A 13,734-nucleotide genomic window follows, 5' to 3' on the forward strand; every position below is an offset into this window, starting at 1 on the left:
AAAATACTCAATTATAAATATTCTAGCCCAATTTTTCAGCTAATGCAGTCAGTACACGGGGATGCACAAAGGGCGAGACATCGCCTCCCAAGGCAGCGACCTCCCGCACTAGACTGGCCGAAATATAAGCGTACTGCTCAGCAGGGGTTAAAAATAGGGTCTCCACTTCCGATACCAAGTGGCGATTCATATTGGCCAGTTGAAATTCATACTCAAAGTCAGAGACGGCCCGCAACCCTCGCAGCAATACACGGGCACCGCAACTGCGGGCAAAATCGGCCAATAAAACGCCAAAGCCGCGCACTTCCACATTAGGGTAACCCGCCAAGACTTCCTCAGCCATGGACACTCGTTCTTCTAATGAAAAACAAGGGGCTTTAACCGGGCTAGCGGCAACAGCAACAATAATCCGCCCAAACAAAGGAGCGGCGCGTTCCACTAAATCGCTATGGCCCCGGGTAATAGGATCAAAGGTTCCCGGATAAACAGCAGTAATATTTGGCATCACTTTGCTTTGCTAAAAAGTTATTCGGCTTCCGCTCCAGGGGCATTAGAAGTCCGACGAGCCAGATAATACCCTATCTCCCCCGCCTGCTTGCTATGTAATAATGTCCAGGTGACCGGCAAAGGCGGTAACGGGCTGCGCCTCCAAGCCTCCAGATAAATATAAGCACCGGGGGTCAACCAGCCACCATACTCCAAATAGGCGCAACAGGGCTCTAGCAAACTACTTTCAAAGGGAGGATCTAAAAAAGCAATATCAAAACTTTGCGCGGAACCACGCAGATAAGCCAACGCATCACCGGCAACAACTTCTATCTTCTCGGCGGAAAAATATTCTATCTGGGCCTGGATTGCTTGATACGCTCGCAAATCTTCCTCTACCATGACTACCGCCGCCGCGCCCCGAGATCTAGCCTCCAAACCGAGCACCCCGCTACCCGCAAACAGATCCAAACAACGAGCGCCGCTGATGACCGGCTGGAGCCAATTAAATAAAGTTTCCCGAATCCGATCAGGCGTGGGGCGCAATTCCGGGCGGGCCGGAAAATCGACTTTCCGGCCGCGCCAGAGACCGCCAATAATTCTAACCTGGCGCCGGAGAGATTTAGTTCTACTCCTTGGTAGCACCGCCCACCATAACCGTGACCATCTTATCTAGATCGATCCGTTTCTGAAAAGCCTCCCGAATCTGCGCAACCGTGACCGCCTCCACCTGGGAAATGAAGGTCTCCAGATAATCCAGTGGCAATTGATAGAAACCAATCATGGCAAGATATTGAACCTTCTCCCCATTGCTGTCGATTCGCAGGGGAAAACCGCCGGTAATATTTTGCTTGGCTAACCGAAGCTCCTCCTCGCTGGGTCCTTCGGCGATAAAGTCTCGCAAGGTCTCGCGCAACACCTTTAAGGCTTCCTCGGCTTGTTCGTTGCGAGTTTGCAATGCCATGACATAGGGACCTCGACGCCGCATGGGGCTAAAGTAGCTATTAGCGCTATAGGTTAATCCCCGCTTCTCCCGAAGCTCCACGCTAATTTGGGAAACCAAACCACTGCCCCCTAGAACATGATTACCCACATAGAGAGGAAAGTAATCGGAAGCGCCTCGGCGCACTCCTATCGTTCCCGAGATGATGGTCGTCTGGCTAGAAGGGTAACGAATGGCCTCTACTCCCGGCTTGCTGATGTTAAGGACGGGTGGTAGTGCAGGCGCCGGTTTTCCTATTGGTAAATCGCCTATCACCTGCTCGGCTACCTGCTCGGCCTGGGATCGCTCTAGCGCACCCACAATCGCCACTACCGCATTGCTGGCCACATAGTAGCGCCGATGGAAGGCCAAAACATCCTTCCGGGTTAAGCTAGCCAACCCTTCCTGGGTTCCTAGAGGCAGATGCCCATAGGGGGAGTCGCCATAAAGGCGGCGATAAAAAGCCCGGCTAGCAAGACTGCTCGGCGACTGCAACTGCCTTTGTAGAGCAGTTTCCATTCGCTTACGTACCCGCTCAAAAGCCGCTACCGGCATAGTAGGCTGCCTCAAAACCAAGGCCATGGTCTCCAATGCCGACTGCAAAATTTTAGACTCGGTCAAGCTACGCAGGCTGACTACCGCCATATCCCGTTCGGCCTGGGTACCAAACTGGGCGCCCAAATTATCAAATCGCTCGGCGATGGCATCGGCATCTAACTCACCCGCACCTTCCGGTAAAAGGGCGCTGCTCAGTTGGGCCAAGCCAGGTTGGTTTCCATCCCGGGCCGCACCTGCGTCGAAGACTACGCGGACATCCACCATGGGCAATTCCTTGGCCTGGATAAAATAAACCCGGGCTCCGTTGACCATCGTCCAATGCTGAATATCAGGCGCCGCTAAACTTATAGCAGCAATACTCCATAGCAGTAAAATTGCAAGACTACGAAACATGGCGGCCTCCTTCCACAGGCTGAGTCGAAGGCGCTTTTTCTCCTGGCTCAATAGGTAAAGGCACTAATTCCGCCCGGGTTAACCTGGTCTCCAACAAATATTTCTGGGCAACCGCCTGGACTTGTTCAGGGGTAATGGCGCGCACCTGATCCACATAGGCATCCGCTAGCCGCCAGTCTAGCCCAACCGTTTCCAACAACCCTAGCTGCATGGCCTGAAAAAACATGGAGTCCTGTTCAAAAACCTGATGGGCAACTACCTGGTTTTTGATTCGCTCCAGTTCCTCCTTGCTCACGAGTTCTTTTTGCAGGCGCTGAATCTGGGCCCAAATAGCCTCCTCCAACTCGGCAATAGTCCGTCCCTGGGCCGGTACTCCAGCAATCACAAATTGGTCTTCGGCACGAGCATACAAATCATAGCTAGCACCCACACTAGTAGCAATTTGCCCCCCCCTAATCAGTTCCTTGGAAAAACGGGAGCTACGCCCCCCATCCAAGATTCCACCGAGCACCTCCAGGGCATAGGCTTCCCAATCTTCTTCCGCGTTCTTTATAACCGGCACCTTCCACCCTAACAGCAAATAAGGTAGTTCGGCTGGTGCCCGTACGAAAATCTCCCGCTGACCCGTCTGGGAAATCTCCCGCTGGGGTTTGGGAGAAGTGATTTTTTCGGGTTTCAGGGGGCCAAAATATTTTTTGGCCAAAGCATAGACGGTCTCAGGGTCCACATCTCCTACCACCACTACAGTCGCATTGTTAGGGGCATACCACTTTTGATACCAAGCTTGCAAATCCTTGAGTTCATAATGCTGAATATCGCTCATCCAACCAATTACAGGATGATGATAGGGGCCGCTGAGAAAAGCGGTGGCGTTAAAACGCTCATAGGTCAAGGCATTAGGATTATCCTCCGTGCGCATGCGCCGCTCTTCCATCACGACTTGCTTCTCCTTCCGTAATTCTTCGGGAATAAGCACTAGATTGCGCATGCGATCGGCTTCCAGCCGGAAGCTGACCTCTACCCTATCATTGGCCATCTGCTCAAAATAGGCAGTATAATCGCGCCCCGTAAAGGCATTTTCCTCACCGCCATTAGCGGAGATAATTTGCGAAAACTGGTTTGGTTCCAGGTTTTTGGTACCCTTAAACATCATGTGCTCCAGCATATGGGAAATACCCGTAATCCCATTATATTCATAGCTAGAGCCCACCTTGTACCACACCTGGGAAACCATCACCGGTGCTCGGGGATCTTCCTTAACTAGGAGCTTTAGCCCATTCTCCAGGGTAAATTCATGTACTTTGGCCATAACCGCTAGTGGCAGCAGCAGAGCCAAAAAAATTATTAGCGAGCGTATGAATGGCGTCATTGTCTTCCTTCTTGCTTGATTAACGCTATAGATATTGGTTTTTAAAATTAACAATAATGATAGGATACTTAATCGTAAACATTACCTAATGAGTCATAAAAGCCATGGTAAGTTTCTTTAAGCGTAAGCGAAAGAGCCCAGAACAAAATTCAGAAGCAACTCCTCCTCCGGCAACCACCCAAGCAAGGGAAAAACAATCTTTATTCAAACGCCTGCGTGAGCGCCTCGGCCGTACCCGCAATAATCTGACGGGCGGTATTGCTGATCTGATGCTAGGCAAAAAATCCATTGATGATGAATTACTAGAAGAGATTGAAGCTCAATTACTTATTGCGGATGTGGGAGTAGAAGCCACCCAGGCTATTATTAAAGATCTCACCGTTCGAACCTCCCGCAAGCAACTCCAAGATGCGGAAGCCTTGATGGCAGCCCTGCGAGAGAATATGCAAGCTTTACTGACGCCTTGCAACCAACCGTTAATAATTCCAGCAGCCATTCAACCCTTTGTCATTCTCATGGTAGGCGTCAATGGAGTCGGTAAAACTACCACTATTGGCAAGCTAGCGAAAAAATTCCAGGCTGAGGGTCGCTCGGTAATGCTCGCTGCTGGCGATACCTTTCGTGCTGCAGCAGTGGAGCAATTGCAAGTATGGGGTGAACGCAATCAAGTTCCGGTCATGGCCCAGCACGGCGGAGCCGATTCCGCCTCAGTAATCTTTGATGCTGTGCAATCAGCCCAGGCCCGGGGAATTGATGTGCTCATTGCGGACACCGCAGGTCGGCTCCATACCCAGATCAATCTTATGGAGGAACTCAAGAAGATAAAACGAGTCATGGGTAAAGTTAATCCCCACGCTCCCCATGAAATAATGCTGACCGTGGATGCTGGAACAGGCCAAAATGCACTGAATCAGGCTAAACAATTCCATGAAGCCGTTGGCCTTACTGGGATTATCCTGACCAAGTTAGACGGTACTGCCAAAGGAGGGGTGATCTTTGCTATTGCTAAAAAAATGGGGATCCCCATCCGTTTCATCGGTGTCGGCGAGGGCATTGATGACCTACGCCCCTTTAACGCCGAAGAATTTGTGGATGCCTTACTTACCCCGCTGCCTCCGAAAGAAGGCGAAGAATTTGAGAATTTACCAGAGCAACCAAATTAATAAATATCATTAACTAGACCGCTATACCTATCTTGTTTATTCACGGATACTAAGTGGCACTAATCGAACCGCCGGCGGGGGGAACCTTTCCTTAATATTAGCACTCTTATTATAAGAGTGCTAATATTAAGGAACTTCTTTACTTAAGAGGAATTTATGGAACTGACTGTACGCAATGATAACTGGGCATTAGTACCTCTAGCCGTTGGCAACCTCAATACCTATTGCCAAAATGCCCACAGCATCCCCGTGCTAAGCGCAGATCAAGAACGATCACTTGCCCTCCGGCTTAGGCAGTATAATGATCTGGAGGCAGCTCGGCAATTGGTCCTCTCCCATCTTCGTTTTGTCATCCGGATTGCGCGGGGATATAACGGTTATGGACTTCCCCTGGCAGATTTAATTCAAGAAGGCAATATTGGTCTCATGAAAGCGGTCAAACGCTTCGATCCAGAGCAAGGAGTGCGTTTGGTATCTTTCGCTGTCCATTGGATTCGGGCGGAAATCCATGAATTCATTCTTCGTAACTGGCGTATCGTCAAAGTAGCAACCACCAAAGCCCAGCGCAAGCTGTTCTTTAATCTGAGGAGCGCTAAAAAACGCTTAGGCTGGCTTAATCGAAAAGAAGTAAATGAAGTTGCCCAAGATCTAGGTATTAGCCCTAAACAAGTTATGGAGATGGAAGCTCGATTGAGTAGCCAGGATACTCCTTTCGATGGCACTAACACCGAGGAAAGCGAAAATAGCCTCCCCGCGCCGATGGCTTACCTTGCGGATCCATCTGCTGATCCAGCCCAGAAAATGGAGCTTCTAGACCAGGAAAATTATTATGGCCAGCGGTTACGACAGGCATTAGAAGTACTAGATTTGCGCAGCCGCACTATCATTAACCGCCGCTGGCTTCAAGAAAACAAAAGCACCTTACACGAACTCGCAGCGGAATACCAGATTTCTGCCGAACGCATTCGCCAACTGGAAAATAACGCCATAAAAAAGATGCGTTCCGTACTGGCTGATTAGCCGCTCTTCAAATTGAGAAGCAGTATATTAGAAAAAGGGAAAACGAGGCTTCAATTATCAGCGCTCCACCTGCCGCTACGGTTTTAACCCGGCTCTTCCAAGGAGGGCCTTGACGTAGTTCGCTGGAATCGCATACGTAATTCCGCTGGGATGTTTAAGAACGTTTTCCTTACTGCCTTTAACAAAAACTTTATTGACCACACCTAGCACCCGTCCCGTATCCGGATCGTAGACGGGACTACCGCTATTACCCGGATATGCGGTAGCATCTAGTTGAAACACTTTAAAAGGTTGCCGGCGCAGCTGTTGAATGCGCTGAGGATTAAGATCCTGGCTAGCTCGCCCTGCCGTTGCAACGGGAGTAATGGCCGAGATAATACCACGGTGGGTCACCGGATAGAGTCCCAACACGGGGCCAATTGGAAAGCCGGTAAAAGCAACTCCCTCTCCTTCACGAACTTGCGAGGGGTTGCCTAGTGAAAGGAAGGATAAAGAGGAACCTCCTATCTTCAGGAGGGCAAGATCATGAATGGCATCTACCACCACTTTCTCCGCCCGTCGTACCTGGCCTTTAACGCCGACAAAAACCGCAATATATTCGTTACGCTCCGAATTAAGCTCAGAAGGCAAAACATGGGCATTGGTCACCACATGGCGACCATCAGCAACGACAAAGCCTGTTCCCCGATAGTGTGCTTGGACGCCCCGAATGGAGGCATAAGTACCTACCCCCACCACTGCTCGTTTGACATGCTCGATGGTATCCACCAAACCTGCCCGAGAAGAGGTTACCATAAGAAACAATAAGCCAGTTGCTAGCGACAATCTCCATGCCTGTAACCATATTTGACGATAAAGACTCACTGGGCTTCTCGGGGGTTGTTTTTCGGCAAAATTCTATCTTTACAAAAATAACGAGAATGTTTACGGACTTCTAGGCGTAACGGCATATAAAACCAAGGCAACCACCAGGCAAGCAACGCCAATAGGGCATCAGTAATATCGGGATATCGGCCCGCAAGGTATTGCTGATTCCATTCCAGGGCGAACATCCCAACCAATATCCCGATGCCACCCCAAACCAGCACCCTTCTGGGCCGCTGGGGGCGCAAATGAAGCACCAGTAGGCTCAGAGCAAAAAAAGGCCACGCGCCAATGATTGTATCAGCGATACCAATCACCGTGCCGGTTAGGTGACCCTTAAAAGGTATCCAATTGAAGCTAGAAAATAACCAAGTTGTCCCTATGCGCAACTCATCAATCATAACCGCCCCAAGGAGTGCAACGATACCGCTTAAAACGGCAGCCTTTGGCGGTAATTTCTGTAATAAGGCAAAACCAATTATTCCTATGCCCGCGCCTACAAGGGCTTCGCCGGAAAGGGGGCGACCTACCACAGGTATTTTGAAAAGAAGCACCGCGCCAACGAATACAGCAAACCACCAAAATACTGATTTACACGATTTTAAGGCTATAGTACTCACCGTACCCAGCGCCATAACAGTCAAAACATATACCGCTATCTGACCGAAGTCCAGCGGAATCTGCCGAGTCAAGGCATACCAAAGTGGCTTTAACTCCTGGCGCAAGCCAGAGATATCAAGCGACGGAACCCAGGGACTGGTTTGAGAAAGTGCCCATAACCCTAGTAAAAACACGCTCGCGCTGGCCAGGGCTCCAGAGCGAATATAGGCTTGGCGCAACGCAAGCAGACTTTCATAAACCCATCCTTGGGGGCGCACCACGATAAAGAGCAGCCCGCCTGCAAGTGCTCCAGCGCCATTAAGCGCCAAGTCTAGGAATGAAGAGACTCGGCTGGGTAGGTAAACCTGTAAAGATTCGAGTAGAAAACTTAGCATGACCCCCCCTATGAGGGCAGCAAAAATTTGGGCAATGGGGGAGCGGAAGATAGCGGCGCGGGCAAGCAGAAAACCAAAGGGGATATAGACAACAATATTAGTAAAAATATCTGAATAGCTGACATTCGAGCCATGCTCAAAAATAGGCCGCCACTCCGATTCCAATGGAACTCGCCAATCGTGCCAAGGATAAAGAGTGCCGTAGACCAACAATCCCCCGTAAATAACTAGCGGCAACCAATAAAACGGCTTGGCCTGTTCATTGGAATACATCATGCATAATCCCTCTTGCTAAAGGGAGATTATGCATGAGTAGAAGAGAAAGATCTAACGACTCCCTTTATAAGTCAGTTACCTAAGAAAAATAGAGAGTATTTATTATTTGCTAGCATCGTGGCGCAATAAATTTGCATCTATCCTGCTTGATTCCTTTCATGCTCCACTAGGCGTATAGACGATGGTAAGTTTAGGTCTGAGTGTGGGATTGGCCGTATAATCACTACTGCGGAAGCGTTTAAGATTACCATTACCACTCACGGGAACCAGGCGCCAGCCATGGTTGGTCTGGCCATTACTCATGGCTTGAAGGCCAGCGGTAACATCAATCTCAAGCCACTGGGGCGCCCAACCCACCCCCGCTTGGCCATCCGCAACAGCATTATAATCAACGCCGCTGCTGCCCGCCCCGCTTTCAGCCCACGAAACGCCGCTACGAGACTTATTCCAGGTGGCTTCATTTTCATCCCACGCCCGTAATAGCCGGTGGGCGCGATACACAAAATTGTAGCTCGAGTATTTATACAGCGCCAAGGTGGCGGACTGGATCGTGGCCCCATCCGGAATTGAACCACCCTCGGACTGAAAGATGGCAAATTGCACCAGTGGAACAAAGTGGGGCGCATCATCATTCATAACACTCCATGTCCCATAATTACTGCCCTGGCGATAATTAGACAAGAACGTATCCCGAGTGCCGCTGTAATTTTCAAAACCGTCTTGAAAGATGATGGTTGAATTACCGCCGCTGCTAGCAGTGACGGTGATAGAAAGCGGAGCGGAAGTAGTAGAGGCGCCGTCGTCATCGGTGGCGACCACAGTTAAAGTGTGGTCGCCAGCAGGCACAGCCCCCCAGAGAAACTCATAAGGCGCGGTTGTATCCTGACCAAGCAGCGTATTACCCTGGTAAAAAGCAACTGCGCTCACCACACCGTCAGAATCACTAGCCTGGGCAACGAGCCTAATATCCGCTCCCGCTGCAAAACTCGCCCCCGCCGACGGAGCGCTCAGGCTGACGCTAGGCGCAGCATTGCCACCACCACCGTTGTTTCCACTTCCACCGTTTCCAGGATGTTGCCAAGCCATCGGCTTATACAACCAAACGTCGCCATTGGTATTACCTTGCAGGCCCATAAACGCGTCCAGGCTGGCGATATATTTCCACTTGCCTAATATTCCGGTCTCTACGTCCCCTGCGGGAACGGCGGATGTCGGTATAGGCTGCTTGCTAACCGTCCAGCCATGAGGGGAAACCGAGGAAGGCGCCTGCATTGCCCAGACTTTGCCGTTACCTTTCCAGATCAGATATTGGCCGCGTACCGGATCATAATCAATACCGTCAGTGCGAGATAGTTTGAATCGGCCACTTGGATCATGAGGCGTGAATATAATATTATTATTTTCCGGACCAGCAGTATTCAGATTCCAATAAGTAAATTTCCTATCGCTCGTTTTTACGACTACATTTAGATCGGGATCATAGGCTGCGGCCCCTTGATCATTAATACCTCCCCAAAACCTGCCCATCTGCTTCCAGGTGTCTTGCGCAGGATCGTTGATGTCCTTCATAGTATATTTATAAAGGGCTTGAGCGGTGCTGCCGGAATTGCCAACGACATAAACCACATCGGCACCGTTCTCCACCGCATAGGCAGTACCTCCATTAACAAAAGAGGCCGGCAGCGAGGGATTGCCAGGAATATTGCCATAGATATCCCGATTCTCCCACATATTGCCTCCCACAATCTCTGGATGAGAACCCTCGCGCTGCACATGGGAACCGGTGGTGCCGCCCACTTTATTGGGGTCCGCCCTGGAAGGATCAAACAGATAGGGACCTGTTTCTCGAGCTGTGCTGGCGTTAACCTGGCGCATATAAGGGCCGCCATGTTGGGAAGCGGCGCCGCCAAAGGTTAAAAACCGATCAGCAACTGGTAAAAAGATATTGTTATCGTAGGTATGCGCGGAGGGTGGCGCCGCATCCGGGCCATCAACCGGCATAATAAACCCCAGATCATCCTCGGTGATCTGGCTGGGTAGGGAGGCACGTTCCCACCGGCGCGTGGTGCCACGCCAGCGATAAACGTCATTACCATTATAATTAGCATGGCCGCCCCCATAAATGATGAGGTCGCCTCGATTAGAGTCCCAGGCAAAGGAACTCCAGGCGCCGATGATCCTGGATGGAGTCGGATTACTCATCCCCTTGAGGGGGCGCAGCCCAGGCGGCGTCCATACATCGGCAAAGCGATTAAGATTAACTTTAACCCAATCTCCTTCTGGCAGAGTCTCGAGAAGCGTTATTAGCCCGCTGAGATCAGGTGGAGTTCCAGCCGCGTTTCGCTGGACGCTCGAAGCAGGTCTATGCTCAGGCATTACATCAGCTTTTGGCCCATCAGTGGGATTAGTTTCGGCGGCTAATACTTCGATGGCTAGCGGCTGAGCGGTTAAGCGATCATCGCTATCGACCATCTGGATGGTAAATGGATAATGGCCAGCCGTCCTTGGTGCCCCGCTAATTACGCCGCTAAAGCGATCAAGCGTTAAACCCGCCGGAAGATTCCCCTTCACCGACCAAAGGTAAGGAGTGCTGCCGTCTAGGGCTTCAAGCTGCGCCCTGTAAGGTTGACCAGCATCAGCCAGTGGGAGGGCGCTAGTCGTTATAGTAGGTGAGGGGCGCTTGACACCCATATAGTCAAGTCGCAGGGCATCGACCGTAAAACCGTGTCCATCGCCGCTGGCAACGGCAACACTAAGCTGGTCGTTGAAAAAATAGGTGCCTAGATAATGCCAAAGCCCGCCACCAATAGACTGATCAGCTTCTACTGCGGCAAAACCATCTCGATGATTAATATCATAGATCGTTTGCGCTGAGCTGGCTTGCTCTTCCGGCCACCACGCGTAGAGACGATAATACCCTTCCTGCGGCAGCGCCGCAGAGAAGTTGAAACGGCTGGCCGCATCAATACTCTTCAGCGCCGTACCCGCATGGCTTAGGTAGGCATCCAGAGGCTCGAATTGACCACTGAACGCATCGGCCTGAGAAGTCTCTTCAAGCACGATGTTGGCTTTATGTTTTAGCCTCTGAGTAGCGATTTCGGCTTGCTGGGCATCGACTCCTACCGCGGTACCAGCAAACTCAAACAACAAGAAAGCTGCGGCAAGTAATAAAGAACAGCGCCGGATTTTACTGCTAAGGCAGTTTTTCATGTACTTCGATTCCCTTCTAAATGGTAAGAAATACAGCATGATTATTATCTATTATTGGTTAATTTATGATGCTGACTAATTTATAATATCGCCCCTACCCTGTCCAGCGTTACACTGCATCAAAGCGAAGAGGGAAAGTCCTGTTATAGTGATCAGGATGGCAGCAACACATTAAACAGTCTTACCGCTCATGCCTATCGCGGGCGCCCTAAGGGCGGGGTAGGTGCGCTGATGCTTGCAGAAACTCTTGCCAGTATCGGCAAATTATTTCCAGTTTATCGAGCACGATGCATGCTGCATCAACTTGTTGCGCTAGCCGCTGCGCTTGGTTTTCGCCAATAGAAGGATCGAAGCAAACCCGGGATACCAATCGAGATCCTGGCGCAATTCTAAGCGCGCCAAGCCAATCCCCTTCTTCATACCGGATTCGCACGGGCTGTCCAATATGACAGCATTGCGCTGCGAGCCGCCGTTCCGCCTCCGAACTCCCAGCAGGAAGCCAACCGGACAAATCAGCGTTAAGCCAATGGTAGGCTATAACCGCCTCATCATAAGTTAATAGGGCCGAGGCTCGGCGTATCAGGAAAGTAAAAATGGTAGGTACGCTGTCCCATGATTCACGCTCTTCCCCATTGGCGCGACAATAAACAGATGGCGGTAGCGGTTCGATAAATGAGCGTCCCTCCATACGGTCGCGCAGCATTTCGGCAAAGTCCCGGAAAATACTGTATCGGCTTCTTGAATTGGCAGCGAAAAAAGCTTCCATTTCCCATAGTGCCGCCTGCCATCGCAGGAGCAATCCGTAGTTAGGTGAGGTACCCAAATGCAGTACTTGTTGGGGCCACCGCCACTCCTCCGGCACCTCCCAGCGGCTCACATAGCCGCTGAGACCTTGAGGAAAGGGACTGTCCACATCAATACTACTAGCTACCGATGGGGGAATCAGGAGCGCCCCGGCAAATGGCGGGCCAGTAAAAAATTTTGATCCAGTCGCAATGACGTAGAAACCCCGACGCAGATAGCTAGCCAGATTAGCGCGACTCACCCGCATTTGGGCTGCATCTACAATGACCGCAACTCGCTCGCCATAAACTGCTTGCAATTTTGCAATACACTCGAGACTAGGTGCCCCTAAGCCTGTTTTGGAGGAATCCAATAAATGAATAAGCGCTGAGCTGCCTGCTTTAATGCCCGAACTCACCCATTTATGCAAACGGTCTTCCACTTCGCCGCTCGACAAGGGCTGCCCCGTCTCATCGCGCAATTCCAACTCCTGCACTTGAATCTGATCGCAGTGGAGACCCTCCACTGCCGTACCAGGCTGAACCGCGCCGCCCAGTGGACTAATGTGGTCGAAATGACAACCGGCAGCCGCATAGCGGCTGCCACTACCAATTTCTCGTGGGGCAATAAGGATATTTAATAAGGGCCGTTTGGCAACTGCGCTGGCACAATGTACTGCAAACAATTCCGCATCCGTACCCGAAGGTGTCAACAAAATTTTAGCGCCAGGCACTTGCTCAAGCAGTAATACTTGAGCCAAGTGCCGCCTTATCCGCTCCATCTCCTCAGCAAATCCGCTTACCAACTGACCAGCTAAGGCCAATGGGAACAGGCAACGACGCTGCGCTTCGGCATATGCAAATCCCGCTTCTGAAATCGATGATGCCGTACAGGTTGAAAACGTAATGGCCCAGGGGCGCGGGCTGGGGCTGCAGCCATATTTATTAAGTCCTGAACCCGGATGGACCAAGAGTCGTTCATCGCCCCCCAGGGTCAAGAGGCGCTCGGTGGGCTGCGCAAGCGCCAAGCACTCCGCCACACGCCTAATGGCAATTTCATCTTCTTCACCGACGGAGGGAAGCAGATCGTTAAAGGCATGAATAAAACGGAGGAAGGGCGCCAAGCCTGCGATAATAGCTTGCGGCGAACTTTGCTGGGCACGCAAAGATGCCAAAGATCTGAATGCCTCTCCCAGCCAAGAGGGATCGGCGGCTAGCACCTGGTCTTGATCTTCTGAGGGCATACTTTCAAGAAAAAGCAGGCTGGAATGCAATGCAAGCAACGCCGCTGAAACTGCTTGGCTGGAGGTATGCGCCGCCTGCGTCCAGGCAAGTTGTTCCACCCCTTGTCGTAAATGAAAAACTGCCAATGCAGGATGTGCAAGTGCCGAGGGACTCATCCGCAAAGTTCCAGGCTGCTGGATATGCAAAGGTTGTTCCTCCGCAGACACCTGGAGTGAAAAGCCTCGCAACAATATATTGATAGTGGGAGCCTGGAGTGTTAATTCCAGAACGCTGCATTGCGCTGGTGACAGAGATACCTCTATCACCGGCTTTACAGCGCGGGTCAACTCGCCATAGGTTCGAGAAACTTCTTCAGCATCTATCGTCATCTGATAGCGTTCCTTAAAACCTC

Annotated in this window: 10 protein-coding genes; 2 read left to right on the forward strand and 8 right to left on the reverse strand. The window is 51.0% G+C overall.

Annotated elements, in window-relative coordinates; translation table 11 throughout:
- Nucleotides 1-22: 22 nt before the first annotated feature.
- From coaD to NWAT_RS08500, 4 genes are read right to left on the reverse strand one after another with little or no spacing between them, the layout of a single operon-like run.
- On the reverse strand, nucleotides 23-505 hold the full coding sequence (gene coaD, locus NWAT_RS08485) for a pantetheine-phosphate adenylyltransferase (RefSeq protein ID WP_013220691.1): 483 nt from the start codon (nucleotides 503-505) through the stop codon (nucleotides 23-25).
- Between the two features lie 20 nt (nucleotides 506-525).
- The gene (gene rsmD, locus NWAT_RS08490; RefSeq protein ID WP_013220692.1) at nucleotides 526-1,131 is read right to left on the reverse strand and encodes a 16S rRNA (guanine(966)-N(2))-methyltransferase RsmD; all 606 of its coding nucleotides are present in this window, start codon (nucleotides 1,129-1,131) and stop codon (nucleotides 526-528) included.
- Entirely contained in the window at nucleotides 1,115-2,419 is a 1,305-nt protein-coding gene (locus NWAT_RS08495; RefSeq protein ID WP_013220693.1) for a M16 family metallopeptidase, read from the reverse strand. The genes rsmD and NWAT_RS08495 overlap by 17 nt, the downstream gene beginning before the upstream one ends.
- On the reverse strand, nucleotides 2,409-3,788 hold the full coding sequence (locus NWAT_RS08500) for a M16 family metallopeptidase (protein ID WP_013220694.1): 1,380 nt from the start codon (nucleotides 3,786-3,788) through the stop codon (nucleotides 2,409-2,411). Before NWAT_RS08500 ends, NWAT_RS08495 begins: the two co-directional genes overlap by 11 nt.
- Nucleotides 3,789-3,892: 104 nt before the next feature.
- Here NWAT_RS08500 and ftsY point away from each other — a divergent pair, with 104 nt between their 5' ends.
- Both ftsY and rpoH read left to right on the forward strand, forming a co-directional pair.
- Nucleotides 3,893-4,951 (forward strand): signal recognition particle-docking protein FtsY, encoded by a 1,059-nt coding sequence (gene ftsY / locus NWAT_RS08505; RefSeq protein ID WP_013220695.1) that lies wholly within the window; start codon nucleotides 3,893-3,895, stop codon nucleotides 4,949-4,951.
- Between the two features lie 156 nt (nucleotides 4,952-5,107).
- Complete coding sequence (gene rpoH / locus NWAT_RS08510; RefSeq protein ID WP_013220696.1) at nucleotides 5,108-5,971, forward strand: RNA polymerase sigma factor RpoH; 864 nt, start codon at nucleotides 5,108-5,110, stop codon at nucleotides 5,969-5,971.
- Between the two features lie 75 nt (nucleotides 5,972-6,046).
- Here rpoH and NWAT_RS08515 read toward each other — a convergent pair whose 3' ends face one another.
- From NWAT_RS08515 to NWAT_RS08530, 4 genes are all read right to left on the reverse strand, one after another.
- Nucleotides 6,047-6,766, reverse strand: a complete 720-nt coding sequence (locus NWAT_RS08515) for a S1 family peptidase (protein WP_232420076.1) — start codon at nucleotides 6,764-6,766, stop codon at nucleotides 6,047-6,049.
- Between the two features lie 65 nt (nucleotides 6,767-6,831).
- Nucleotides 6,832-8,106, reverse strand: a complete 1,275-nt coding sequence (locus NWAT_RS08520) for a VanZ family protein (RefSeq protein ID WP_013220698.1) — start codon at nucleotides 8,104-8,106, stop codon at nucleotides 6,832-6,834.
- Nucleotides 8,107-8,262: 156 nt separating this feature from the next.
- Entirely contained in the window at nucleotides 8,263-11,316 is a 3,054-nt protein-coding gene (locus tag NWAT_RS15660; RefSeq protein ID WP_013220699.1) for a DNRLRE domain-containing protein, read from the reverse strand.
- A gap of 208 nt (nucleotides 11,317-11,524) precedes the next feature.
- A complete protein-coding gene (locus NWAT_RS08530) occupies nucleotides 11,525-13,711 on the reverse strand; it encodes a hypothetical protein (protein WP_013220700.1) in 2,187 nt (728 codons plus the stop codon).
- Nucleotides 13,712-13,734: the final 23 nt, after the last annotated feature.

It is taken from the genome of Nitrosococcus watsonii C-113, from assembly GCF_000143085.1.
GTDB lineage: Bacteria > Pseudomonadota > Gammaproteobacteria > Nitrosococcales > Nitrosococcaceae > Nitrosococcus > Nitrosococcus watsonii.

Bases quoted from the DNA above. Each gene is read 5' to 3' on its own strand.
- coaD (WP_013220691.1), bottom strand. From the start codon at position 505: ATGCCAAATATTACTGCTGTTTATCCGGGAACCTTTGATCCTATTACC.
- NWAT_RS08495 (WP_013220693.1), bottom strand. From the start codon at position 2,419: ATGTTTCGTAGTCTTGCAATTTTACTGCTATGGAGTATTGCTGCTATA.
- NWAT_RS08500 (WP_013220694.1), bottom strand. From the start codon at position 3,788: ATGACGCCATTCATACGCTCGCTAATAATTTTTTTGGCTCTGCTGCTG.
- ftsY (WP_013220695.1), top strand. From the start codon at position 3,893: ATGGTAAGTTTCTTTAAGCGTAAGCGAAAGAGCCCAGAACAAAATTCA.
- rpoH (WP_013220696.1), top strand. From the start codon at position 5,108: ATGGAACTGACTGTACGCAATGATAACTGGGCATTAGTACCTCTAGCC.
- NWAT_RS08515 (WP_232420076.1), bottom strand. From the start codon at position 6,766: ATGGTAACCTCTTCTCGGGCAGGTTTGGTGGATACCATCGAGCATGTC.
- NWAT_RS08520 (WP_013220698.1), bottom strand. From the start codon at position 8,106: ATGATGTATTCCAATGAACAGGCCAAGCCGTTTTATTGGTTGCCGCTA.
- NWAT_RS15660 (WP_013220699.1), bottom strand. From the start codon at position 11,316: ATGAAAAACTGCCTTAGCAGTAAAATCCGGCGCTGTTCTTTATTACTT.
- NWAT_RS08530 (WP_013220700.1), bottom strand. From the start codon at position 13,711: ATGACGATAGATGCTGAAGAAGTTTCTCGAACCTATGGCGAGTTGACC.